A 24304-nucleotide genomic window follows, 5' to 3' on the forward strand; every position below is an offset into this window, starting at 1 on the left:
GAATTCCTCCGTTTGCTGACGTTACATGACCCGCTTGAACAGCTTCTCCAGATCATATGCGGAGAACGAGACGACGATCGGCCGCCCATGCGGGCAGGTGTAGGGTTGTTTGCAGGCAGCCAGCCGGCGGATCAGCGTGTTCGCCTCTTCCGGCGTCAGCTTTTGGTTTGCCTTGATCGACGCCTTGCACGAAACCATCGTGGACGACGCCTCGCGCAGTTTAGCCAGGTCAATAGCCCGCTCGCTAAGCACCCATTCAGCCATCTCCTCGATGATGCTCGCTTCCTCTCCTTGCGGGAACCAATACGGATGCGCCACAACCCGGAAGGTATTGCCGCCGAAATGTTCGAGCACGACCCCAACCTGTTCAAACCAATGCAACCGCTCCTGCAGCTTGGCGCTTTCCGATGGCGTGAATTCCAGCGTAATCGGAATCAACAGCTCTTGCGACGCATCAGCCGGGCGGCCGAATTTTTCATAATAATATTCGTAATTCACGCGTTCGTGCGCGGCGTGCTGGTCAATCAAATACAACCCCTGATCGTTCTGCGCGATCAGATAGGTGCCGTGATGCTGTCCGATCAAGGACAGCTCGGGGAACGCCGGAAGCTCCGGCTCCGCCGCAGGCGAGCCGTACAATGCTTCCGGCATCTCCTGCAGCCGCGCGGCCGGCAGCGGCTGCCGTTCCGCCGCGCCGCCCGCGTAGGCGGCGGCGCCGGATGAGCCAAGCCCGCCTTGCGGCTTGGCTGGGCTTGGCGCGGCGCCGTACGTGCCGGCGCCGGCTGCGCCGCGCTCCCGCAGCGTCAGGCCTTCGGCCGCTGCGGGAGCGCCAAAGGCGGCGGCGCTGCGCTGCGGCGCGCCGCCAATCGGGGCGCCGCCAGCAGGCGCCCCGGCCCAGCCGCGGTCCGGCCCAGCGGACCGCGCGCCCGGGTCGCGCTCCGCCCCGCCGTTCCCCGGCGGCCGGAGCGTGCCTTCCGCCGCCGCAGCCGTTTGGCCGGCGACGGAAGCGCCCTCCTCCGCGCCTAGAGGCGGCGCGGGGAAATGGAACTGCTCCTGGATCACGGAGCGGTTCGGGCCTTTCCCGATCGTCTGGCGCACGACTTGCGGGATCAACACCTGGCCGTTCAAGACGGCGCGCACACTGTTCTCTACGAAGCCGTTAAGTTCCGGCTCCTTACTGAAGCGCACCTCCAGCTTAGCCGGGTGGACGTTCACGTCGACCAGCGAAGGGTGCATATCCAGCATCAACACCACCAGCGGATAACGGTTGATCGGAAGGAGCGTATGATACGCGCGCAAGATAGCCTGATGCAGCCCTTGATTGCGGATGTAACGCCCGTTGACGATCGTAGACATGCCGCCGCGGTTGGAACGGGCCAAATCGGGACGGCCGATAAATCCCGTAATCCGGTAATCCAAATCCTCCGCTTCGATCGCCACCATCCCTTTGGAGGCGTTCACGCCATAAATGGCCGCGATGACTTGCAATAGTTCACCGCCTCCTGGGCTTTGCAGCAGCGTGTTTCCGTTATGCCGTAGGGCAAAGGCGATCTCGGGATGCGCGAGCGCCTGCCGATACATCACGTCCGAGATATGTCCCAACTCGGTTTGAATCGTCTTCATATACTTCAGCCTTGCCGGCGTGTTGTAAAATAATTCCTTCACCGCGATATCCGTACCTTGCGGAGCGGCGATATCTTCGTTCAGCTTCAGCGAGCCGCCTTCGATTTCGATGACCCGACCGAGCCCCGTATCGTTGCTTGAGGATACGAGTCGGACCTTCGCGACGGCCGCGATACTCGGCAAGGCTTCGCCGCGGAATCCAAGGCTGCGGATCTGGAACAAGTCGCGGCCGGAGGTGATTTTACTGGTCGCATGGCGGTAAAAGGCCGTTTCGCAGTCGTCCGGTTCAATACCGGAGCCGTTATCGGTAACGCGGATGAGCTGGAGGCCCCCCTCTTCGACGGCGACTTCGATTTTGGTTGCTCCTGCGTCAATTGCGTTCTCCACCAATTCCTTAACCACCGACGCCGGGCGTTCCACCACTTCCCCGGCAGCAATCTGGTTGGCAATATGCTCGTCCAAAATTGCGATTTTTGCCATTGCTATCCCTCCCGTAGCTGTAGACCCTACGCTTGATTACTTTAAATCCCCTACTCCGCCTACCGCAGCTCTAACGCTGATGAGCAACGCTATTCAGGTAAAATCCGACATTTACAATCGCTAACGACGCTGAGCAACGCTATTTCCATCAAAATGCCGGTTTTCGGCCCTAAAACGTGCTAATAAGCATCGTGGTAAGCGTTAAAATGACAACACCGCGATTTAGGCCCACTTAAGGCTTCTCCCAAGCGTTAGCGTTTGAGGAAGGGTTTGTTCGTGCCCTCAGCGTTAGCGTTTGAGGAAAGGCTTGTCATTTAGCCTTGTCCTTGCCTTGTCCTTGCCTTGTCCTTGCCTTGTCCTTGCCTTGTCCTTGCCTGGGCCTGGCCTCGGGTATCCCGCCAGCCTCCCCGTCTGCCCTACAAATCCTTCGCCTTCATCTTCAGATCATTCACCAACTGCATCGCTTGCAGCGGCGTCATGTTCATCAAATCGGCGTTTTTGATCAGGTTGACGAGCGTCCTCATACCCGGATCCTCGGTCACCGGAGCGGCCGGCTTTGCTTGAAGCGATGGTTCCTCATCGCCAAAAATCGAAAGCTGCACCACCGGCCCGCCTTCGCGGTCAAGCGGTTCCGTCAGAGCTTCCGCAACCGCGGCAGCTTCCGTAGAAGCCATAGCCTCCGTCATCGCCGCAGCTACAGCCGTTTCTCGCACAGCCCGAGCGGCGTCTTCTTTCGCCTGCGGCTCAGCCGCCAGTCGTGCGATAGCCACCGCCGTACCCGTGCCAGCCAACTGCGGGGCTTTCTCCTCGAGTCCCTTCAGCAGCCCATAGGCCCGGCCGATAATCTCCTCAGGCAAGCCGGCCAGCCGCGCGCAATAAATGCCGTAACTGGTGTCCGCCGCGCCCGGGATCAGCTTGCGCAAGAAATGAACCTTGTCGCCGCTCTCCTGCACCGCCATGCTGTAATTACTAAGCCCAGTCAAACTGTGCTCCAAATGAGCGAGCTCATGGAAGTGCGTGGAGACCAGCGCCTTGCAGCCGATTCGGTCGTGGACATATTCGATCACCGCTTGCGCGATCGCCATCCCTTCGCTGGTGGACGTGCCTCGGCCCAGCTCATCGATAATGATCAAGCTGCGGGGAGTGGCTTTCTCCGTCATAATCTGAATGTCAGCCATCTCCACCATAAAGGTGCTTTGTCCGCCAATCAGATCGTCCGCCGCGCCAATCCGCGTAAATATGCGGTCGACCAACGGGATTTCCGCCTTGGCCGCCGGCACGAAGCAGCCGATTTGCGCCAGGATCGAAATGAGGGCGACCTGCCGCATGTACGTGCTCTTCCCTGCCATGTTAGGCCCCGTAATCAGCAAAATGCTGGCCTCATCCTTGCGAAGCGCTGTGCCGTTGGCGATAAATGCCGTATCTTTCATCACGGACTCCACCACCGGATGCCGACCTTGCTCCACGACGAGGTCGTAGCCGTCGGTCAACTTCGGCTTCACAAAGCCATTGTCTGACGCCACGGCCGCCATCGAGCGCAGCACGTCGATTTCTGCGATTTGTTCGGCTAGCTTCTGCAAGCGAGGGATGTCCGCAGCGATCCGTTCGCGTAGTTCATTAAACAACGCGTACTCCAGATCAACCATCTTCTCTTCGGCTTCAAGAATGAGCGTTTCCTTCTCCTTCAACTCCGGCGTGACGAAACGTTCGGCATTCGCCAGCGTTTGCTTCCGCTCATACCTTCCTTCCGGCAAAGAGGCCAAATTCGATCGCGTAACCTCGATATAGTATCCGAACACCTTGTTGTAGCCGATCTTCAGCGATTTAATCCCGGTCGCCTGACGTTCGGCCGCTTCCAGCTCGGCAATCCATCGCTTGCCGTTCACCCCGGCCTCGCGCAGCTCGTCCAGTCGTTCATGAAATCCGGTCTTGATGATCCCTCCATCCCGCACCGAAACCGGAGGTTCGTCGGCAATCGCCGTATCGATCATCCCGGCTAGATCCGCGCACTCGTCCATCGCAGAGGCGATCCGCCGCAACGTCGATGATGCCGATCCACCGCAAAGATCTTTGATCGCCGGCACCTGACGCAGCGAGGTCTTCAGCGCAACCAGATCACGTCCATTGGCATTGCCAAAAGCGACGCGGCCCACCAGCCGCTCCAAATCGTAAATATCCTGGAGCGCCCCGCGTAGATCCTCACGCAGTATAAAGGCGCTATGCAGGTGCTCTACCGCTTCCAAGCGTTCCTCGATCCGAGTCTTTTGCAATAAGGGCTTGTCAATCCAGCGACGCAGCAATCTGGACCCCATCGAGGTCTCTGTACGGTCAAGCAGCCACAGGAGCGAACCTTTCTTCGAACGCTCGCGGACCGTTTCAACCAATTCCAGGTTACGCCGCGTAAACGGGTCCAAAATCATAAAATGCTCGGGCTCGTAGGCTGATATTTTTGTCAGCTGACCGAGCGAACGTTTTTGTGTTTCGCTTAAATAGCCGACAAGCACCGAGATATTGTCGCGCCGTTCCGACTCCAGACGGATCCATTCCACTTCGCCGAACTGTGTGCGCGCCGTCTCCTCCTTCGCTTTAGCCCATGGCGTATACACCACCGGCTTACCAAGCGGAGCGGCTTGTCCGGCAATCCAATCCAATAACTCCGGATCCCCAATAACCTCCGCCGGGTCATACAAGCCGATTTCGTCGCGCAGCCACTCCTTGTTCGACGGCGCCGAAGTCGCGTACAGCTCCCCGGTGGACAAGTCGCAGGCAGCCAGGGCCATCAACCCCTGCCGTTCGGTGACGGATACGATGTAGTTGTTCGTCCGTTCACCGATCGTCTTCCCTTCCATAATGGTTCCGGGCGTAATCACTCGGACGATTTCGCGTTTGACCATGCCTTTGGTCTGGGAAGGGTCTTCCATCTGCTCGCAGATCGCCACTTTATACCCTTTTTCGATCAGACGGTGAATATAGTTGTCTGCCGAGTGGTAGGGAACGCCGCACATCGGAATCTTCTCCTCAGCGCCCCCGTCCCGCCCGGTCAGTGTAATCTCAAGCTCTTTGGCGGCCAGGATTGCATCCTCGAAGAACATTTCATAGAAATCGCCCAGCCGGAAAAACAGAAACGCGTCCTGCGCTTCCGCCTTGATTCGTAAATACTGCTCAATCATCGGCGTATAGGTAGCCATGATTCCCCTCCATTTACCCTGCGCTGTCAGTCTTTCATAGAATCTTATTATACCAGAAAAGGGCAGTGGGGTTATGTAGGATTTTGCAATTTCCAAGCGGTGCGAATATCCGCAGTTTCATCCCAAGCACGGCCGGACTGAATGACTTTAAGCAGCGGGGCGACATAACCTTCGTAGCGAGCATAATCAGGAACGCTTTGGATATCCGTCAACAAGCGGGGTAGCGCTGCCCGAAGCGGGTTTTTTCTGCCGGCATAAAACGCGGTCCAGATCTCCTCCTTCTCCAGCGGTCTAGCGGTGAGGCGTTCCGCGTTGTCTATGATCAGACTAGCTAATGCCACTACGCCTTTGGTCACGAGCGGAGAAACCAGGAAACTAGGCAACGTACGATATTCAAAACCACCGTATTCCTTAAGGCGGAAATCGCCGAGAAAACCGTATTTCGGGCGACGAGGTTTACTTCGGGCGTCTTCCAGCACGGCTAGCGGCAGTGCCAGATAGTTGTCGAGCGCCCGCAATAGTTCCGGCGTCAACCCCACTCCGCTGAAATGCAAATGTCCGCCCAGCGGAAAACCGCGCTGCGGCATAGCTCCGGCCTGCCAAATCAGCCCCCGGTCTTCGATGGCCTCGCGGGCTTCGCGAAAGGCGTGCAGCAAATGAACGACGACTTCGCGCGGCTCCTTGCCCGGACGAGGCCGCAGCTCGGCAAGTGGAAACAAGCGTTGTCCGCGGTAACGCAGCACATCGCATCCCGCTTCTCCGTGAAATTGCAAATAACGGGAAGCCGGGACGACTTTTCCGTGAGTCGGATCGAACAACAAAAACTCCGGGTCCATCCCGATCAGCCGCTCCGCCGCCGCTTCCCGGAGCCCTTCCTGTTCTTCCAAAGTATCTCGCATAGCACGGGCGATTCCGGCGGCAGCGGTACTTCCAGCTTCAGCGGAGGGAATGATCGAATCCACCGTAAACCGACCTTCCTCCCCGGCCGAAATCACCACTTCGCCAAAATCGAGCCCAACAGCATATAACGCGCGGATAGCCGTGCTTGCCAAGCGTTTATGCAACGGTGAGTCCTGAGCCGGCAGTTCACGCAGCAGCGGCAGCGCCTGCCCAGATTTTCCGAGCGGTCGAATTTCCCATACCCGCAAGTGGAAACCGGTAACGGCAAAACGTCGTGTGTAGGATGCCCTCTTGCTTCTGACTTCAGGAACGAGACGTTCCGGTTCCGTCGTCTTCAGTCCGGCCGTTTCGAGACGCCGCCGCCAGTCTCCTAGCGTGACTTTTGGCCGCCCCAGCACGATCTCTTGTACCCGTTCGCCCCAATAAGCTTCCTCTGGTCCGTAATAGATCCACTCCGAACCGTTAACGATGGGTTTCGATGCCGGTCCTTTCAACACCCGATAGGGGCCGTCTAAGCGCCCTAACGCCTGTAACAAGCGCCCTTTGAACGTACCGGAACCCAGCCGGATTTTTAGCACAAGATGCTCATCCTTCACCACCGATTCATCCCCCGTCTGATATGGAAGTGATTCGAAAAATAAAAACAAAAAGAGGGCAGCCGCCCTCTTCGACGACGCCCCTGCCGCATATGCTACAGTGTAGCCTGAAACCTTTGGTGCTTACCCATCTGCCTTCTTGCTTCCAACACGAATCACAGTTCGTCGTCGAGGAGATCCGGATCCAAATCTTCATAATCGCCGAGCTCGGAGCCAAAATCGTAATCCTTATCTTCGATGCCGCTGTTTGGCACCACAAGGACATTCAACTTCGTTTCGGCAACCAATTCTACCGCGAATTCGCGTTCCACCCGAATGGATACGCGCCCGTCACCCGAGACGGTGGCTTCGACGGTACTAGGTTCCTGTGTGGCTTCTGCGGATACTTCTACCGTCGACGAACGGTGTCTGGAATCCAAGTAGCTCAGCGGGACATTCTCAACGTAAGATACCGTTTCTTTGGCGACCTCGGTCTGCGAGTTCTTGTCGTACGAATACCAGATGTTAATATCGTAAGTACCAATAACTTCAATTCCGTCTCCCGCAGCGACCGCTTCGTACTGGTGGTTGATGATCCAGGCCCCCAGGATGCTCGACGGTTTATGAGGGGGAGTCACGGTATGTGTTACGGTAGAGAACTTACGACCTTTTCCGCAGATCGCTTTCGTGATGATCTCTCTACTTTGATATTTCAATGACATGTTAGAACCTCCTCCATACATCATTCAATAAAAGTGTATGCAGGACATTCGTCTAGGGTGACAACTATTTTATCGTTGCCTGATTTCGTTTCCGTGCCTGGTTCGCCGCCATTCGAGGAATGGGGGCTTTATTTTTTTTAGAAACGGCCAGGTATAAGGAAAGTTCCCGGCAGAGCTGCAGGATGGCCGAACGGATTTCGAATTCCTCGCGAGTGGAGGGCAGCTCCATTTTTTTAAACTCCTCCTCCAGCTCAGCCAGCATTTGCTCAGTCACCCCGGTATATTCCTCCTGATTGACGTCCACGCTAAGCCGATCGAACAGCACTGCGGCAAATTCCCCTTGCGGCATGCGCTGATACACCTGTGCTATCAACTCCAGCATACCTTCGATCCGGCTTAATTGCTCTTTCCGCATGAAGAAATACGCAATCCAGGCCTCATTAGGCGAGATCATCTGATTCTCCGCCGCCCGCTTGGCAATTGCATGCCCCTCCTCGACAAGTCGGGCGGCTTCCGTCAACTCTTTGCCATCCCATAAGCGATAAGGATCACGTAGCGTTGCGCCGATTTCCTGAAAGATACGCGAAAACAAAGCGTCAACCTCACGCCGCGTACCCAGGAGCTTGTCTTCCGTCTTCGGCATGTACAGAAAATTGACGACCATCGCCGAACCAAGTCCGATGATTAGCAGCTCCACCTGGGTTAAGAGCACGTGCCAGGAAATCTCCGCACCGCCGAACACGCGGAACACGACGACGGAGCTAGTAACGATCCCTTCTTTGAAGCCCGCACGGGCGATCAACGGAAAAGCGATTAGTATATAAATGGCGAGTACCCAAATATGAAAGCCGAAGAAGTAGAAGACCCCAAAAGCCAGCAACAAACCGAGAATGGAAGCAAAAAACCGCGCCGATATCGAAGCCAGGCTGCGCTTGCGCGTGACGTCCACTCCTAGAATAGCTAACAGTCCCGCGGAATTGGCGCCTGCCACGCCGGCGAAATCCGCGATGAAGATCGCCATAAGTGTGGCTATCGCTGTTTTGATCACTCGAAATCCCATGAAAACCCATCCTTTTTGTCGAAACCGCTCTATGAAAATATCCTACTTGATTTCACGCTTCCATACAATGCCATTTTGATATTCAGCACTTTGCGATCTGACCTAGGGCTTGGCTTGATCTTTCTTTAACTCGATGATCTGATTAGGCGGGATCATGACGTAAAGCGGCTGAACTACCAACCTCCAGGCCCACGTAAAAAAAAGGGAGCGTTACCGCTCCCGCACTAACTTTCGTTCGATATAGACAACCAGCTGGTACATCCCCGTCGCCACGACTGCAATGATGACCAGGCTTGACAGCACCAAGGTAAAGTTAAACACCTGAAACCCGTAAACGATCAAGTATCCAAGCCCGATTTTGGCCACAAGGAATTCCCCAACGATGACACCAACCCAGGCCATGCCCACGTTCACCTTCAGCGTGGATACGATGGTCGGGAACGATGCGGGCAGGATAGCCTTTAGAAACACGTCACGCCGCGATCCACCAAACGTGCGGATCACCTTGATCAGGTTGGCGTCCACTTCATTGAAGCTGTTAAACACGACCAGCGTCGTTACGATGACTGTAATTGACAACGTCGTTACGACAATAGCCGTGAAGCCGGCGCCAAACAATACGATAAAGATCGGGCCAAGCGCCACCTTTGGCATACTGTTGAACACGACCATGAAAGGGTCCAGTACGCGGGATAGAAACGGGGACCACCAGATAAGGACCGCCAGCAAGGTACCGATCAGCGTCCCCAGCAGGAAACCTACCGCCGTTTCGCCCACCGTCATTGCTAAATGTGGCCACAACTCGCCGCTGACCGCATCTTTGACAATTTGCCGGCCAACCTTGGACGGGTAACTAAAGATGAGCACATCAATCCATCGCATCCGGCCTGCAAGCTCCCAACATCCGATGAATAACACGAGGATCAGCGCCTGAACACTCACCACATAGTTACTTATTCGTCGTTTGCGTTTGCGGTACAGATGCCATTTCTCCTGTAGCCAGGCCTCCTGATTGGCCTGCTGATTGGCGTCCGGTTTGGTTACGGGCTGTGCCAAGGGCTATCCCTCCTCCCTTTCCGACGTTTCGAGATCCCGCCAGATTTCATGGAACAGTTCGTTGAAGCCTTCGGCTTCCCGGGCATAAAACGGCTGCGCGTTCCGGATCTGCTCCGGAATTTCGTACATGCTGCGGATCCGGCCGGGTCTCGGAGCCAGAACGATAACCCGGTCGCTGACCGCGATCGCTTCGGACAAATCGTGAGTCACCAGGACGCCCGTTTTCTTGCGTTGCTTCAGGGTCCCCCACACTAAATCCTCCAGTTGCAGTTTCGTCTGATAATCAAGCGCCGAAAATGGTTCATCCAGCAGCAAGAGCTCGGGATCGGTCGCTAGCGTTCGCACGAGGGCGACCCGTTGACGCATTCCGCCCGACAGCTGGTGAGGATATAGGTTCGCCGTATCGCCAAGGCCCATTTCAGCCAGCAAGTTCCGGGCTTTTTCGGTGCTTTCCGGCGTTAACCGTCCCGTCAGCTCAAGCCCCAGCACGCTATTACTCAGAATGGTCCGCCACGGGAACAAATAATCTTGCTGCAGCATATAACCGACCTGAGGGGTAGGCCCCGTCACCGATTTGCCGTGCAGCAGCACCTCCCCCCGGGTGGGAGAGAGTAGACCTGCCATGACGGAGAGAAGCGTGGTCTTTCCGCAACCGCTGGGACCAACCAGACTGATGAATTCACCCGGCTCCACCGTTAAATTCATCCCTTGCAAAGCGAGGACGGCCTCCCGGTCCGTCACATAGACTAGATCCAGGTGTTTCAGTTCCACGACAGAAGGCAAAAGCGCTCACGCTCCTTTTCCGTTATAGTCACTTACTTAACTGAGTTCACGGCTTTATCGGCGAAGCTGTTATTGACCAACTCACCTACATCAACCCGTTCATTCAGCTCTCCAGCGCTTTCCATCACGTCAAGCAGGTTATTCCACGAATCCTCTGCCAACGCCGGCGTTTCGGCATAACTTCCTTGCTCCTGATAACGCTTGATCGAACTAATCAAGATATCCATATCCGTATCTTTAAAATAAGGAGCGACGGTTTCTGCGATTTCCTCCGGCGTGTGAGACTGGACCCAAAGCTGGGCTTTATGGACTGCGTTCGTAAACTTCTGAACGACTTCCGGGCGATCGTTCATATAGCTCTGTTTGGTCATGAATACAGTGTAAGGCAGCCTTCCGCTCTCCGTACCAAAGGAAGCGACGACGTGGCCTTTCCCTTCCTTCTCAACAATAGATGCTTGCGGTTCGAACAACTGGACGAACTGTCCCGTTCCCGAGACGAATGCCGCTGTGATGTTGGCGAAATCCACATTCTGAATCAGCTCTAGATCCTGGTGCGGATCAATCCCGTGTTTGCGCAGGGTGAACTCTCCTGCCATTTGCGGCATGCCGCCTTTCCGCTGACCAAGGAAGACGCTGCCCTTCAGCTTCTCCCAATCGAATGCTCCGGAGTCTCGGGCAACCAGGAAGGTCCCGTCGGTTTGCGTCAATTGAGCAAAATTAATCACCGGATCCTCCGAGCCTTGCTGATACACGTAGATCGAAGTTTCCGCTCCAACCAGCGCCACGTCGATCGCTCCCGACAGCAACGCCGTCATCGTTTTGTCGCCACCCGCTGTCGTCTGCAGCTCTACGTCAAGTCCTTCCTCTTTGAAAAAGCCCTTTTCCAATGCGACATATTGAGGGGCGTAAAATACGGAACGGGTGACTTCCCCGATTTTCACCTTTTGGGTTTGGCCGCTTCCTCCGCAACCGCTTAGGGCTGCTGTCAGGAGAACGATGAGCGCGAGCCATAACACCTTACGAGCGTTGTTCATGCCGTTCACCTCTCCTTCTTCATGGAGTTTCATAGCCAACTGATTTCTAGCTGTTGACCAGAACATACTAAATAGTATGCGATGGCCCAGTAAAAGGTTAAGAGCACAAAAAAGGCTGTCCCGGGCGGATGATTCCGCCTTAAGGACAGCCTCGAAAAGGATGACGGCTAGATGCCGTAAATGCTTTTGAATTTATGCTCCAGATATTCCGCGAGATAATCCGGGTTCAGCTCTTCCCCGGTGATTGCCAAGATGATTTCCGATGGTTTCCGGCTCTTCCCGTATTTGTAGATTTTGTCGGTCAGCCATTCCTTGATCGGCTGGAAGTTGCCATCCGCAATGAATCCTTCGAACTGCGGCATTTCCTTACGAAGCGTGTTTGCGATCTGAGCCGCATACATGTTGCCTAACGCATAGGAAGGGAAGTAACCAAATAGCCCGCCCGACCAGTGAACGTCCTGCAGCACCCCGAGCCCGTCATTCGGCGGCGTCAAGCCGAGATAATCGCGATACTTCTCGTTCCATACCTTAGGCAGCTCGCTGACCGGCAAAGCTTCATTAAACAGCATCTTCTCGATCTCATAACGGATGATGATATGCAAATTATAAGTCAGTTCATCCGCTTCGATCCGGATGAACGAGTTCTCCACGCGATTGATCCCGAGAAAGAACGCCTCCGGTGTAACGTCTTTGAGCTGTTCAGGGAAATGCTGCTGTAGTTCTCCGAAATATCGCTCCCAGAACTGCAGGCTGCGCCCGACAAAGTTCTCCCAGAAGCGGGACTGCGACTCGTGGATCCCCATCGACGTGCCTTGACCAAGCGGTGAATCGGCTAGCTCTGGAGAAACGTTTTGCTCATATAATGCGTGTCCTCCTTCGTGTAAGGAGCTAAAGATGGCGCTGGCGACATCATCCTGCTTGTAATTGGTTGTGATCCGCACATCGCCATGATTCAACGTCGTTTGGAACGGGTGCACGGTCTCGTCGATCCGCCCGGCTTCGAAGTCGTAGCCGATTTGTTCCAGGAGGAAACGGCTGAACTTCGCCTGTTGTCCCGCATCGAACAGCTGATCCAGGAAAGGCGCCTCCGGCTTGTTCTTCGCCGCTGCCACCGCTTCAACCAGCGGTACCAGGCGGTCGCGCAGCTGTCCGAATACCTGGTCGAGCTTCTCTACCGTTAGATCCGGTTCATACATATGTAGCAATGTATCATAACGAGTGGCCTTCGGACCCCAGTAGTCGATAAATTCCTGCGTTTTCTCCACAATTTGCGTTAAGTAAGGTTCAAAGCCGGCGAAATCACTATTTTCCTTGAAATCCTCCCACATCGTTTCGGCATGGGCGGTCAATTCGGTATATTCCCGGAATTTCTGCGGAGGAATCTTAACGCTTCGATCGTACTCCTCCTGCACGTCAAGCACCATCCGACGTTTGACATCGTCCAATTCATCCAGAACGGAAGGTTGATTCAAATAAGCCAAATATTCGCCCATTTCTGCTGAGGTTTGCAGTTTAAAAGCTTCCGTGGACAATAGACCGATGGTCGCGGCCCGGGTCTCTGCGCCTTTCCGCGGTGCGCCGGTGCGCAAATCCCAATTCATCAGCGCAACGGCTTCCCCGTACCCGTGAATCTTTTGCAGAAGCTCTCGAAAGAGCTCCCATTTCTCAACCGTTTCCTGCTTCATGACAACACCCGCCTTTACTGGTGAAATTTACTGCTACTCTTGATGATACTTTTAACAAACCTTATAATCAAATTTTAAGCGGGCGAAATCACCTTATTTTGAAATATTTCATTTTCATGTAAAGGAGCTGTCTTCATCTTATGAAAATATCATTAAACCCGACGGCTGATAAACTCATTGCCGACAAGCTCGGCACGAAGTCCGGCCTACTCCGCCTCGTGTATGATACGGAAAACTGCGGCTGCGGAATGAGCGGGGTTCCGGTGCTCCACATCGTGTCCGAGCCCGGCGCTTACGACATTCCGATGGAGAATGAGGTTTACCCGTTCTGGATCGATAAGATGCAGGCGATATTTTTCGAAGAAGAGCTTACCCTGAAGGGGGAAGAAAACACCGGTACGTTCCGATTAGACGGACCCTCGCAATTTTACAAATCGAACATCCCTTTGATTGACCGCCGGTAATTCGCCGGTGTCCACAACCCAAACCTAAGGAGGCAGGTCAAGTGAATCAGCTGCAATCTATTTTGGATTTCAACCGCAAGTTCGTGGAAGATAAGGAATACGAGAAATATGTGACGGATAAATTTCCCGAGAAGAAGATGGCTATTGTTACCTGTATGGATACTCGGCTTACAGAGCTTCTCCCTAAAGCGATGAATTTGCGTAACGGCGACGTGAAGCTGATCAAGAACGCCGGCGCGGTGATTTCCCAGCCTTTCGGCAGCGTCATGCGCAGTCTGCTCGTCGCGATCTACGAGCTTCATGCGCAAGAGGTGTTCATCGTCGGTCACACCGGCTGCGGGATGGCCGCGCTGAATTCGGACCGGATGATCGGATCCATGCGGGAGCGGGGAATCAGCGACGACACGCTGAACACGTTGGAGAACTCCGGCATCAAGTTGAATAAATGGTTGCGCGGTTTCGATAACGAGAAGGAAGGTGTCATCCAGACGGTAAATATCGTCAAGAAACATCCCTTGCTCCCTGCCGATATCCCTGTTCACGGGATGTTGATTAATTCCACGACGGGCGAACTGGAACTCGTGATTGACGGATACCAGCCGCATCCGAAGTAAAATAACAAGAACAGCGTGTAGCGCCTGCATTGGGAAAGGATGAAGCAACAAGATGACGTATCATTTCGATGAACGATTGCCGCGGCGAGGAACCTACTCCGAGAAATGGGATCTTGGACGGGAGCTGTTCGGCGATCCCGATGTACTGCCTTTGTGGGTGGCCGACATGGACTTTCGATGCGCTCCAGCCATTGTCGAAGCAGTCACTGAACGGGCCAAGCATGGTATCTACGGCTACACGAGCCGGCCTAAAGAATACCTCGATGCCATCACAGGCTGGATGGAACGCCGGCATGGATGGAAGGTTGATGCGTCCTGGTTGACCGACACTCCGGGCGTCGTACCTGCGCTTGGCGTAGCCGTTCAAATGTTAACCGAACCGGGGGATCAGGTGATCCTGCAATCCCCGGTGTATAATCCGTTCTATGATGTGATTCGCAATAACGGACGCGAGATCGCCGAGAATCCGCTGATTCTTGAAAATGGGCATTATCGGATGGATTACGTTCAGTTGGAGTCGCTAATGCAGAGCGGTGCCAAGCTGATGCTGCTATGCAGCCCCCATAATCCCGGTGGCCGGGTCTGGACCCTGGAGGAATTGGAACGGCTCGGCGAGTTATGCTTGAAATATGACGTGAAGGTCGTCTCCGACGAAATACATGGCGACTTGGTCTTCGCGCATCACCGCCATGTGCCGTTTGCTTCGCTCTCCGAAGCTCACGCCGGCATCACGATCACCTGCGCGGCCCCTTCCAAAACGTTCAACATTCCCGGTCTGTCTACGGCTTATACCCTAATTTCAAATGTAGCCATCCGCAAATCTTTTGCGGAGCGCATCAAAACGCTGGCTATTGGATCGCTGAACTATTTCGGCCCTTCTGCCACCATCGCCGCGTACACGCAAAGCGAGGATTGGCTGGATGCCGTCTTGGACTATATCCGCGCAAACCGTGACTTCGCGATCGCTTATCTTGCGGCGCACCTGCCAGCCGCGGCCCCAATCCTCTCGGAAGGCACCTACTTGCTATGGGTAGATTGCCGGGCTTTGGGTTGGGACAAAGCTCAAATTAAGCAAATGATGTATAAGGAAGCCAAAATCGCCTTCACCGAAGGCTCCGTTTACGGTCAGAACGGCGAAGGGTTCCTGCGAATCAATCTTGCTTGTCCGCGTTCTTTGCTTCAGGAGGCGCTGGAGCGTTTTTGTACAGCGGCTGCCGCTCGAAACGCTTAAAAGGCGATGTGAATAACCCTACCCGAACGCAACAAAGCCGGAAGACTCTTGTCTTCCGGCTTTGTTGATTTAGGTGCGACGCATATATGCTCGAACGGTTATCGGTGCAAATACAGCCACAATGACGGCGGCCCCGAGCAAGGATGTCACCAGATCCCCGCCCACGGTCCCTGTATTGACTAACTCCCGAACCGCGGTTACTAGATGCGAGATCGGATTCACGTTCGCAAACCACCCTAGCCATTTCGGCATCGTTTCGACTGGTACGAACGCATTGGATAAGAACGTCAACGGAAACAACACGATCATTGAAATGCCTTGTACGCTGGATGCCGTCCGTGCGATAACCCCAAAAAAAGCGAATATCCAACTGATCGACCAGGAGCAAACGATGACGAGCAGCGCAGCAAGGGCGACATACGCAAGGCCTCCATCCGGCCGATATCCCATGAGGTATCCCATTGCGAACGTTAAGACCGTGGCGATCGTATAGCGGACCGTGTCGGCCAACAAGGCGCCGGCCAGCGGCGCAATCCGAGCGATCGGCAACGACTTGAAACGGTCGAAGACGCCCTTCTCCATATCCTCACGTAGTTGCACCCCGGTGACGATCGACGTCGAGATCACGGTCTGCACCAAAATCCCCGGGATAATGACCGGCAAATAACTTAAAACATCCCCCGAGATCGCCCCGCCAAAAATATAAGTGAACATCAACGTAAAAATGATCGGCTGAATCGTTACGTCAAACAGTTGTTCCGGTGTTCGCTTGATTTTAAGTAAGCCCCGATACGCCATGGTCAACGAATGGCGGAGCGACTGACGGAAGCTCGTGTGGTTCCTCAGAGGCCGTGCGGCTTCGGAGTTGACTGTCGTGCTATTCACGCGATTACCTCCTTCTGCTTCAGTACGGAACCGTCCGTGCCTGCGGCGGCATCTTCTTCAACGCCATGCCCAGTCAGGGTCAAAAACACTTCATCCAACGTCGGCTTCTGGACGCTTAGCTCCATCAAAGCAATACCCGATTCGCGTAAGGCGATTAATAGGTCGGTAACTTTATCCCCTTCCGCCAGCGGGGCGGTGATCTTTCCGGCCTCCGCCGAAATATTCGTCGTTACTCCCAGCATCTGTTCTACAATCCGGCGGGACTCCGTCAGATCGAGCGGATTGCTGATTCTTAGCTGCAGCGACGAGGCACCAACCGAGGACTTCAACTCGTCGACGGTTCCTTCTGCAATGACCTGCCCGCGATCGATCACGGCGATTCGATCCGCCAATTGATCGGCTTCGTCCAAGTATTGCGTCGTTAACAACACGGTTGAACCGGAAGCGACCAAGCGGCGGATCGTATCCCACATCTGCGTCCGCGTACGCGGATCCAACCCCGTCGTCGGTTCATCCAAGAAGATCAGCGGCGGCTGGGCGATCAAGCTCGCGGCCAAATCCAACCGTCGCCGCATCCCGCCGGAGAAATGCTTCAGCGGGCGTTTGGCCGCTTCAGACAAGCCGAATTCCTCCAACAGCTCCTCCGCTTTTCGGCGAGCTTCACTGCGCCCTAACCCTAGGAGTCTGGAGAAAATGACGAGGTTCTCCGTAGCGCTCAGCGTTTCATCCACGGAGGCGTACTGTCCGGTCACGCCGATCAACTGGCGGACGATATGCGGCTCCTTGACGACATCATGTCCGAATATGCGGGCGGATCCCCCATCCGGACGAAGCAAGGTGGCTAACATGCGGATCGTTGTCGTTTTCCCGGCCCCGTTAGGTCCCAGCACTCCGTAAATCATGCCGCTTTCCACCCGCAGGTCTACTCCGTCCACGGCACGGCTTGTTCCGAATATTTTGACAAGTCCATCGGCTTCGATTGCTGGTTTAGATAAGCCCCCCATGTTGGTGGACATTTTCGTATTCATCGGTTACCTCCTCCTATCCTTCACCCAATGTGATCTACAGTTAGGAGCTTACCTGAGTTAGTTAAACTGAATTTAAACGATTGGAACACAAACACACTCCATGTCCAAACCGCTCGCATACATTGGTTCTGGGGCATCGACAAGCTAAGGCTTGCACAAATCTAAACCATTGGGAGGTGTACGTGTGAAGAAGAAAGTCAGCTTTCTGTCTCCGACTTTTAATAGCGAAGCGTGGATCGTACGGATGCTCGACAGTATCCCCAAAGAAGATGCGCATGAAATCGTAATATGTGACGACGGTTCGACGGACAAGACGTTAGCTCTTCTCAAAAACTACCAAAAACACTGCCCTAAGCTTCGAATCCTGGAAAACCGAAAAAATGCAGGGGCCGGGCACGCCTATAACCGTTGTCTGGACGAAGCGACTGGCGATTATGTGGCCATTATTGACAGCGACGATTATTATTTGCCCGCTATTCGCGAAGTTCTGGCACAAGTGGATGGCAGGTATGACATTTATTATTACAACATGGTCACGAGGCTCGGAAAAATTCTCGAGAAAAAATCCACAGACGATCCTTATCGCAAGTCCGGGCAATTCAAAATTATCCGCAGAAGCTTTATCGGAGACAGCCGATTTGGTACCCAAGGCCCGGTTCCTGGCGATGTGCATTTCCACAAGTTATTAATCGATAAAAAACCCGCCTGCAAATACACGGGAATCGTAGCTTACTGGTATAACTATCCGAGAGAAGGATCCGAAACGCACATTTATCGGAACCGCAAGAAATAATTGAATCTCAGCACAAAAAACCGTCCGTCAAAACAGTCGGACGGTTCTTACTCGCCAAATTTCTCCTTACCCCAGGCTTGAAAGACTATTTGCTCTGTTTTCTTAACTGCTGTAGGGCCTGTTCGTAAGTAGCTTTACGTTGACTCATCGCCTCTAGGTGCTTTACCTCCAGAGACTTAAACTGCTTGCAGTCAAATTCAACCCATGCCATCAGCTTCGTTGTGTCTGGTGACCCATCTGCTTTAACTTTCTGTCGTTTTGTGGCGGTACAGCATAAATATTTATGCTGAAGTTCCATCTGATTCACTTCAAACCAAGGATCCAGGCTAACTCCGAGATTCCCTGCATAAAACGTCTGCTTATGATCGTAGAACGGATGATAACCGTAAGGTACCGTTATGACCAAGGTGCCTTTCTCCTTCAGAAGCCGGAAGGCTTGACGCAGTAAAATAGCGGGGTTGGCGAAATGTTCCAGGATCTCTCCCAAAATCACCGTATCGAAAAGGTTGGTTGCTCTCCATTCGGTCACATCTGTAAGTAAGAAATGTACGTTCTCTCGTACCGGAGCCGACTCTTTGGCCAGTTCTCTCCGGGCATAACGAATGCTTTCAACCTCCAGATCGACGCCGGTTACGCTTAGTCCTTCGCGTGCCAGCAAAATCGAAGTAATCCCCTGGCTGCAGCCTACGTCAAGTATTTTTCTTCCGGTAACCGCGCGGCATATCCAATGAATACGAGCTCGCGTCGATTCGTGGGATACCGACGAATTAATCAGACCGTAATAACGTTCGTTTACCCGATCGTAAATCGTCATCTTGTTTCACCTCCATTGTTAACGTAGTTTTCCGAAAACCTGCCACTACTGCATAAACTCTTTCAGCACTTTCTTTTGTTCCGCGGAATTCAGGCGCCCCTTCTCTGGGATTTGTCTCATTTGTGTGTTATGCCCGTGATTGACTTCAACGAAGTTGCGAGGGGTCAGCAGCTCATGCGGCAATTCAATAACACTCCCATGCGTGCCGCGGCCCGGAATCTTGACGCGGTATCCGGATAAATACTCCTTAGTCTTGTACAAAAATACATAATAAGGCGGGGATTTGCGAAACATCGGAACCATTTCTCCCTTTAAGACATCTAAAGCGTATCCGTTCTGATTGATTAAGGCTACGGTTCCCGCTTTGGGTCGAAAATCGTAAAGCTGCTGGACGTATGTTCTGTGAAACAAATCGTCGGAATCCATTCGAGCAAGGTACAAGTATTCGCTTTTCTCAGCAAAGGCCTTAATTCGGTCTGCACTGTCGCTAATTGTCCCAAACCAAACGTTACGGGGAAGCGGCGGATACTTGGCTAGAATTTCGGTCACGATCCTTTCCGTTTCGGGTACGATTTTGAAGATGGCCAGAAAATCCGAATTGGTTTGGGCTTGCAGCGATTTCAATGTGAAGCTGCGGAAGATTTCGATCCGCTTCTCCAACCATTGGCGCGTGAGCCGCTGGGGATTAAAGCCATACGTATTGAAGTTGCTATCAATCACCACTTTTTTGGACACTTCTTATACCTCCCTTTCGTGATACCTTCCGAGAGTGCGATCCTCGTTATCGTCGTATAGCAAAGCTATCGATCTTACACTATATGCTAGACAACAAGAGAAGGACAGGACGTATTCCATAAATCTCTGAGAAAATAGTCAAGCGAACTGCCTAAATTTGCTAAGAGGTACAAGCACACAATGCAAATAGATCTCGCAATCATAAACTGGAATTATCAAGCCATTGAAAGGAATGAAATGTCCGATGCCTCAAATTTATTTAGAAACTCGAGACTTGCTTAAGAGAATAGAAGAAGCGGTCGTGAACCGGAAGCCGTTTTCCTTGGTGCGGATCGGCGATGGGGAGAACTTGGTGATGGCTCAGCAAAACGTCTGGTCTTTATCAAAAGTGCTTCAAGAAAGATGGGCGATTAAAGCCAACCGCGGGGAAAAAGGCATCCATTTGCCGAATCTGCCATTGCGTAACGCCGTCGTTTCTTCCGTCCGGAAGGCCACTGTTGTAGGGATTCTGCCCGCTGATGACAATACGATCAACGCACCGGATTATTTAAAAAGACCGTTAACCGATCAAATCCTCTCTTATTACCGAATCGAACCTGCCGTGATCTGCCATGCCGGTGTGAATCGGGAACTGGCCCGTATGGAGGAGTTCTGGTCGCTTCTGTCCGGTCGAAGGGTTTTGATTCTCACGCGGGAAGCTCATAAGATCAAGGAACGTCTCGAAAAGAAGCCGTACAAGCAAAATATCGTGCACGCCTTGGCCTTTAATCAGTGGCAAGAGTACCGGAGTACGCTGAAATGGATTACTGCACATAAGGATAGCTTTGACGTCGCTTTGATCTCCTGCGGGGTTAGTGCAGTTGTTCTGTCCGAGCAGATTGCAGCCCTCACGGGTAAGGTGGCGCTCGATTTCGGCAAAGCGAACAATATTATACTAAAGGGGCGCCCCAACTAAGAATGGGACACCCTTTGTGATCATGTCTCCTCCTAACGCCTTACTTCCCGATGCGCATCACGCGATCCGCCCAATCCTGGTAGAAGGAGCGTTCGTGGGAGACCAGCAGCACGCTGCCGCGGAATTCAATTAATGCTTGACGCAACGCTTCCTTGGCATCCTGATCCAGGTGATTGGTGGGTTCGTCGAGGATCAAAAAGTTGCAAGGGGTGAGCAGCAACCGGCATAATTTCACTTTCGACTGTTCCCCGCCGCTCAGCGTTCCGATCTCTCGTGAGGCCAGCGTCTGATTTATCCCGCAACGAGCCAATTGTTTACGAATCTCCTTGCCGTCTAAATCGGGACGATAGTCGGAGATATATTGGATCGGCGATAGAGTCGGATTCTCCCAAGCAAGGTCCTGCTCAAAATAGCCAATATGCACCCGATCCGCAAAACGAGCATCACCGGATACGGGAGATAGCCTCCGAACCAACGTGTTTAGCAACGTCGACTTGCCGATGCCGTTGAAGCCTGTTACCACCAGTTTTTGACCGCCTGGTACTTTAAAAGAAAGCGGCGGCAACAGCGGCTGACCATAACCGACCACGAGCCGGCGTGTCTCCAGCGCGATAAGGCCGGGTGGCGCCAGCTCTTGAAACCGAAACGCAGGTGGATGGGTCTGAACCGGCGGTCCCAGACGTTCCATCCGCTCCAGTTGCTTGCGCCGTCCTTGGGCGATTTTACTGTTAACGCCAGCAATGTTCTTGCGGATATAGCTTTCCGTTGTTTCAATTTTCTTCTGCTGTGCTTCATAACGTCGTTCGTAATCGAGTCGCAGATGTTCCTTCTGTCGTACATAGTCATTGTAGCTTCCCGGGTATTTCCGGATTGACCCAAACTCAATATCACAGATGCAGTTCGTGACCTTCTGGAGGAACGCGGCATCATGTGAAACGATGACATAAGCGCCACGGAATGCAACCAACGCGCCGGACAGCCATTCTACATGCTCCCTGTCCAGGAAATTGGTCGGCTCATCGAGCAGCAATACATCCGGCTCACTGAGCAGCAACTTAGCCAAGATAACCCGAGCCCTTTGGCCGCCGCTTAACTCCGACAGCGGCCTCTCCATACCCATCGCATGAATTCCCAGGCCCATGGCCGTTTGTTCAATTCGGCTGTCGATCCCGTAAAAATCACCGGTATCCAGCTTTTCCTGGCATAACGCCGCCTGTCTCAACTTGCTCTCATCCCCCGTGATCGCAACCTCCTGATAGATCTCGGTCATTTTGCGTTCCAACTTATAAAGCTCGTCAAAAGCGGTTTTCATATAGTTGCGGATCGTCACATCTCCCGGTATCCGAGCATATTGATCCAAATGACCCAACCGTAGACGCGGCTGCCATCTGATGATGCCTTGATCGGGAATCACCTCGCCGGTTAACATGCGGATCAGCGTGCTTTTTCCCGCGCCGTTTTGCCCGACGAGTCCCATATGCTCTCCCGCATGTAATTCCAACGAAGCCGCGCGATAAAGTTCCTTGTCCGCGAAACGATGGGTAATGCCGCTCATTTCTAATAAACTCATGTGAATGACCTCTCTTCTGTTGAAATAAAAAAAAGCAGAGAAACAAGCGCCTAACGGCGCCAGTCCTCTGCTCTGGGGGAACCCCGTAAAAAAACACAAAGGACCAAGGACAAAACATTGTCCTTGGTCCTTAAATCATGCATTTACCGGTTTAAAGCCGCATCCGAATAAGCGTAGGTTCTTCCCCCTATGCGTTCCGTGCCTAGCTTTAGACCGATGAATGCAGGAAGCTAAGCTTCCCGATTAAGCTCCGCACAATGCTTCATCCTGAACATGTGTACGGAGCGAAGTTCCCTAACGAGTTTTCCATTTTGGAGGTAAATCATGGTTTACACCAACCTTTCCATAAATCCCCTTCATTTTATCATAAATGCCCTTCATTTTCACGCCCTTCTCAAATCTCTATGCGGATATCTCACAAGGAGGCTTCCGGTACGTGGACAACGACATTTCCTTCCATCCACGACTCCGGCGGCATCGTTAGCGTTGTCTTGGATCCCAACAAATCCAAAATCACCTCGCGATCGTCAAACGGAATCCGTTGTCCCTTTGCGATCAAGTGAGTCTCATGACCTCTACCCGCAACAACAACGCAGTCTCCGGGACGGGCAAGTTCAAGGGCCTGCGAAATGGCTTCCCGCCGGTCCACAACCGCCGTATAACCGCTACTCGGGATGAGTCCCCCCTCCAGCCCCTCCAACATGTCGCGAAGGATCGAGTCGGGGTCTTCCGATCGGGTATTATCCGACGTAAAGATCGCGAAATCCGCGTAAGATGCTGCTACCCGGGCCATGATCGGGCGTTTCATCCGGTCCTTGTCCCCTTCGCACCCACATACACAGTATAATTTGCCATGCGTCAGCGTTTTGGCGGTTTGCAGTACATTCTCCAATCCGTCCGGATTATGGGCGTAATCCAGGATGATGGTAAAATCTTGTCCGGCGTAGATCGGTTCGAATCGTCCCATCACCCCTTCAAACGCTTCCAGGCTCCGTTTTACCTGCTGAAGCGAAATCCCCTCCGACAAGCTTACCGCGATGGCCGCCAGAGCGTTATACACGTTAAATATTCCTAGCAGCTTCAAATTCAGTTGGGTCCTCCCTTGGAAGGTATCCACCTGGAGTGACGTTCCCTCCGGCTTCATCTGGATTTCGCTCGCACGAATGTCCGCTCTGTTCTTGACGCCATACGTAATGACCTGAGCGGCTGTTTTGCGGGCATATAGGGGAGAAACCGGATCATCCGCATTCAAAATCGCGATCTTCGGCTCATCTCCGTAGGCGCTGCCCAGCTGCGAGAACAGCAGTGATTTCGTATCGCTGTACCGTTCCATCGATTCGTGATAATCCAAATGGTCATGTGTGACATTGGTCAAAACCGCTGTGCGGAATTGGCACCCCCTGACCCTGCCCATATCAAGTGCGTGGGAAGATACCTCAACCACCGCATACTCCGCGCCATGTTCCAACATAATGCGGAAATTCCGCTGCAGCACATGGGACTCAGGTGTGGTGTTTACGGTCTGTTCCCTGTAGTTCCGGATTCGCATATATAACGTACCAATCAGTCCGGTTCGTTTATCATTTTCATTAAAAATATGCTCGACTAAATGGGTTGTCGTCGTTTTTCCGTTTGTGCCTGTAATCCCGATTAACTTCAACCGGCTTGTCGGCCGACCATAGAATACATCCGCCAGAATGGCCAATGCCCGCCGCGCATCCGGAACCTGCACGGTCGTAATGTGGGAAGGGATCTCTGACAGCTTCCTCTCAGTGATCAGGGCGATTGCGCCGGCATTAACCGCCTGAACCGCAAATTGGTGTCCATCGTAGACGGTACCTGGCAAGCATACGAACAAACACCCTTGCATCACCCGCCGCGAATCGATTTCGATTCCGCTGATGTCCAGTTCAACCTTCCCCTGCACCTCTTTGATGAATAATGGATTCAATAGAAGGTTCAGCTTCACTTATTCCCCTGCTTTCCTAGGTCCTGAACGCCTTTGTGGTTACATGTTGCCCGCCGAAAATCCGGTTTATTCCCCATATTTCGACTTCATCACCAAGATCCTATTTGCTTATTGCAAACTCTAAATCAAAAAAGCAGGCC

Annotated in this window: 20 protein-coding genes; 5 read left to right on the forward strand and 15 right to left on the reverse strand. The window is 53.4% G+C overall.

Translation table 11 applies throughout. From position 1 onward, the window contains the following. Nucleotides 1-21 precede the first annotated feature (21 nt). The 9 genes from mutL to MKZ15_RS12675 form a co-directional block, all read right to left on the reverse strand. Nucleotides 22-2103: a DNA mismatch repair endonuclease MutL gene (gene mutL / locus MKZ15_RS12635; RefSeq protein WP_339816408.1), complete on the reverse strand. Its 2082-nt coding sequence runs from the start codon at nucleotides 2101-2103 to the stop codon at nucleotides 22-24. A gap of 416 nt (nucleotides 2104-2519) precedes the next feature. Continuing rightward, nucleotides 2520-5291, reverse strand: coding sequence for a DNA mismatch repair protein MutS (gene mutS / locus MKZ15_RS12640; protein WP_339816409.1), 2772 nt, complete (start codon nucleotides 5289-5291; stop codon nucleotides 2520-2522). Between the two features lie 71 nt (nucleotides 5292-5362). Then, nucleotides 5363-6790, reverse strand: a complete 1428-nt coding sequence (locus tag MKZ15_RS12645) for a hypothetical protein (protein ID WP_339816410.1) — start codon at nucleotides 6788-6790, stop codon at nucleotides 5363-5365. A gap of 152 nt (nucleotides 6791-6942) precedes the next feature. After that, the gene (cotE, locus tag MKZ15_RS12650) at nucleotides 6943-7488 is read right to left on the reverse strand and encodes an outer spore coat protein CotE (protein ID WP_155607955.1); all 546 of its coding nucleotides are present in this window, start codon (nucleotides 7486-7488) and stop codon (nucleotides 6943-6945) included. Between the two features lie 64 nt (nucleotides 7489-7552). After that, a complete protein-coding gene (locus MKZ15_RS12655) occupies nucleotides 7553-8548 on the reverse strand; it encodes an aromatic acid exporter family protein (protein WP_155607954.1) in 996 nt (331 codons plus the stop codon). A gap of 210 nt (nucleotides 8549-8758) precedes the next feature. Then, nucleotides 8759-9604, reverse strand: a complete 846-nt coding sequence (locus MKZ15_RS12660; protein ID WP_155607953.1) for an ABC transporter permease — start codon at nucleotides 9602-9604, stop codon at nucleotides 8759-8761. A 3-nt stretch (nucleotides 9605-9607) separates the two neighbouring features. Beyond that, a complete protein-coding gene (locus MKZ15_RS12665) occupies nucleotides 9608-10387 on the reverse strand; it encodes an ABC transporter ATP-binding protein (protein ID WP_193416156.1) in 780 nt (259 codons plus the stop codon). Nucleotides 10388-10419: 32 nt separating this feature from the next. After that, nucleotides 10420-11421, reverse strand: coding sequence for an ABC transporter substrate-binding protein (locus tag MKZ15_RS12670; RefSeq protein ID WP_155607951.1), 1002 nt, complete (start codon nucleotides 11419-11421; stop codon nucleotides 10420-10422). 167 nt (nucleotides 11422-11588) lie between these two features. Beyond that, nucleotides 11589-13106 carry a carboxypeptidase M32 gene (locus tag MKZ15_RS12675; RefSeq protein WP_193416154.1) on the reverse strand — a complete coding sequence of 506 codons (1518 nt, stop codon included), beginning with the start codon at nucleotides 13104-13106 and terminating at the stop codon, nucleotides 11589-11591. Between the two features lie 140 nt (nucleotides 13107-13246). Between MKZ15_RS12675 and MKZ15_RS12680 the strand changes: the two genes are divergently transcribed. From MKZ15_RS12680 to MKZ15_RS12690, 3 genes are read left to right on the forward strand one after another with little or no spacing between them, the layout of a single operon-like run. Beyond that, on the forward strand, nucleotides 13247-13570 hold the full coding sequence (locus MKZ15_RS12680) for an iron-sulfur cluster biosynthesis family protein (RefSeq protein WP_193416153.1): 324 nt from the start codon (nucleotides 13247-13249) through the stop codon (nucleotides 13568-13570). 41 nt (nucleotides 13571-13611) lie between these two features. After that, nucleotides 13612-14184 (forward strand): carbonic anhydrase, encoded by a 573-nt coding sequence (locus MKZ15_RS12685; protein ID WP_155607948.1) that lies wholly within the window; start codon nucleotides 13612-13614, stop codon nucleotides 14182-14184. Between the two features lie 52 nt (nucleotides 14185-14236). After that, nucleotides 14237-15415, forward strand: a complete 1179-nt coding sequence (locus MKZ15_RS12690) for a MalY/PatB family protein (protein ID WP_339816412.1) — start codon at nucleotides 14237-14239, stop codon at nucleotides 15413-15415. Nucleotides 15416-15484: 69 nt separating this feature from the next. Here the strand turns inward: MKZ15_RS12690 and MKZ15_RS12695 are convergent, their stop codons facing one another. Together MKZ15_RS12695 and MKZ15_RS12700 are read right to left on the reverse strand one after the other, a co-directional pair. Next, a complete protein-coding gene (locus MKZ15_RS12695) occupies nucleotides 15485-16300 on the reverse strand; it encodes an ABC transporter permease (protein WP_339816413.1) in 816 nt (271 codons plus the stop codon). Continuing rightward, complete coding sequence (locus tag MKZ15_RS12700; RefSeq protein WP_339816414.1) at nucleotides 16297-17328, reverse strand: ATP-binding cassette domain-containing protein; 1032 nt, start codon at nucleotides 17326-17328, stop codon at nucleotides 16297-16299. Before MKZ15_RS12700 ends, MKZ15_RS12695 begins: the two co-directional genes overlap by 4 nt. A 184-nt stretch (nucleotides 17329-17512) precedes the next feature. Between MKZ15_RS12700 and MKZ15_RS12705 the strand changes: the two genes are divergently transcribed. Next, on the forward strand, nucleotides 17513-18121 hold the full coding sequence (locus MKZ15_RS12705; RefSeq protein WP_339816415.1) for a glycosyltransferase family 2 protein: 609 nt from the start codon (nucleotides 17513-17515) through the stop codon (nucleotides 18119-18121). An 85-nt stretch (nucleotides 18122-18206) separates the two neighbouring features. Here the strand turns inward: MKZ15_RS12705 and MKZ15_RS12710 are convergent, their stop codons facing one another. Both MKZ15_RS12710 and MKZ15_RS12715 read right to left on the reverse strand, forming a co-directional pair. Continuing rightward, nucleotides 18207-18935, reverse strand: coding sequence for a methyltransferase domain-containing protein (locus tag MKZ15_RS12710; RefSeq protein WP_339816416.1), 729 nt, complete (start codon nucleotides 18933-18935; stop codon nucleotides 18207-18209). A gap of 45 nt (nucleotides 18936-18980) precedes the next feature. Continuing rightward, on the reverse strand, nucleotides 18981-19670 hold the full coding sequence (locus tag MKZ15_RS12715; protein ID WP_193416148.1) for a glycosyltransferase family A protein: 690 nt from the start codon (nucleotides 19668-19670) through the stop codon (nucleotides 18981-18983). Between the two features lie 244 nt (nucleotides 19671-19914). Here MKZ15_RS12715 and MKZ15_RS12720 point away from each other — a divergent pair, with 244 nt between their 5' ends. After that, nucleotides 19915-20625 carry a GT-D fold domain-containing glycosyltransferase gene (locus MKZ15_RS12720; protein ID WP_155607945.1) on the forward strand — a complete coding sequence of 237 codons (711 nt, stop codon included), beginning with the start codon at nucleotides 19915-19917 and terminating at the stop codon, nucleotides 20623-20625. Nucleotides 20626-20665: 40 nt separating this feature from the next. Here the strand turns inward: MKZ15_RS12720 and MKZ15_RS12725 are convergent, their stop codons facing one another. Beyond that, nucleotides 20666-22195: an ABC-F family ATP-binding cassette domain-containing protein gene (locus tag MKZ15_RS12725; RefSeq protein ID WP_339816417.1), complete on the reverse strand. Its 1530-nt coding sequence runs from the start codon at nucleotides 22193-22195 to the stop codon at nucleotides 20666-20668. A gap of 415 nt (nucleotides 22196-22610) precedes the next feature. Next, entirely contained in the window at nucleotides 22611-24164 is a 1554-nt protein-coding gene (locus MKZ15_RS12730; protein WP_339816418.1) for a UDP-N-acetylmuramoyl-L-alanyl-D-glutamate--2,6-diaminopimelate ligase, read from the reverse strand. Nucleotides 24165-24304 lie beyond the last annotated feature (140 nt).

The sequence above is a fragment of the Paenibacillus sp. FSL R7-0216 genome (genome assembly GCF_037969915.1).
In the GTDB taxonomy this organism is placed as follows: domain Bacteria; phylum Bacillota; class Bacilli; order Paenibacillales; family Paenibacillaceae; genus Fontibacillus; species Fontibacillus rhizolycopersici.

Bases quoted from the DNA above. Each gene is read 5' to 3' on its own strand.
- mutL (WP_339816408.1), bottom strand. From the start codon at position 2,103: ATGGCAAAAATCGCAATTTTGGACGAGCATATTGCCAACCAGATTGCT.
- mutS (WP_339816409.1), bottom strand. From the start codon at position 5,291: ATGGCTACCTATACGCCGATGATTGAGCAGTATTTACGAATCAAGGCG.
- cotE (WP_155607955.1), bottom strand. From the start codon at position 7,488: ATGTCATTGAAATATCAAAGTAGAGAGATCATCACGAAAGCGATCTGC.
- MKZ15_RS12655 (WP_155607954.1), bottom strand. From the start codon at position 8,548: ATGGGATTTCGAGTGATCAAAACAGCGATAGCCACACTTATGGCGATC.
- MKZ15_RS12670 (WP_155607951.1), bottom strand. From the start codon at position 11,421: ATGAACAACGCTCGTAAGGTGTTATGGCTCGCGCTCATCGTTCTCCTG.
- MKZ15_RS12675 (WP_193416154.1), bottom strand. From the start codon at position 13,106: ATGAAGCAGGAAACGGTTGAGAAATGGGAGCTCTTTCGAGAGCTTCTG.
- MKZ15_RS12680 (WP_193416153.1), top strand. From the start codon at position 13,247: ATGAAAATATCATTAAACCCGACGGCTGATAAACTCATTGCCGACAAG.
- MKZ15_RS12690 (WP_339816412.1), top strand. From the start codon at position 14,237: ATGACGTATCATTTCGATGAACGATTGCCGCGGCGAGGAACCTACTCC.
- MKZ15_RS12700 (WP_339816414.1), bottom strand. From the start codon at position 17,328: ATGAATACGAAAATGTCCACCAACATGGGGGGCTTATCTAAACCAGCA.
- MKZ15_RS12710 (WP_339816416.1), bottom strand. From the start codon at position 18,935: ATGACGATTTACGATCGGGTAAACGAACGTTATTACGGTCTGATTAAT.
- MKZ15_RS12720 (WP_155607945.1), top strand. From the start codon at position 19,915: ATGCCTCAAATTTATTTAGAAACTCGAGACTTGCTTAAGAGAATAGAA.
- MKZ15_RS12725 (WP_339816417.1), bottom strand. From the start codon at position 22,195: ATGAGTTTATTAGAAATGAGCGGCATTACCCATCGTTTCGCGGACAAG.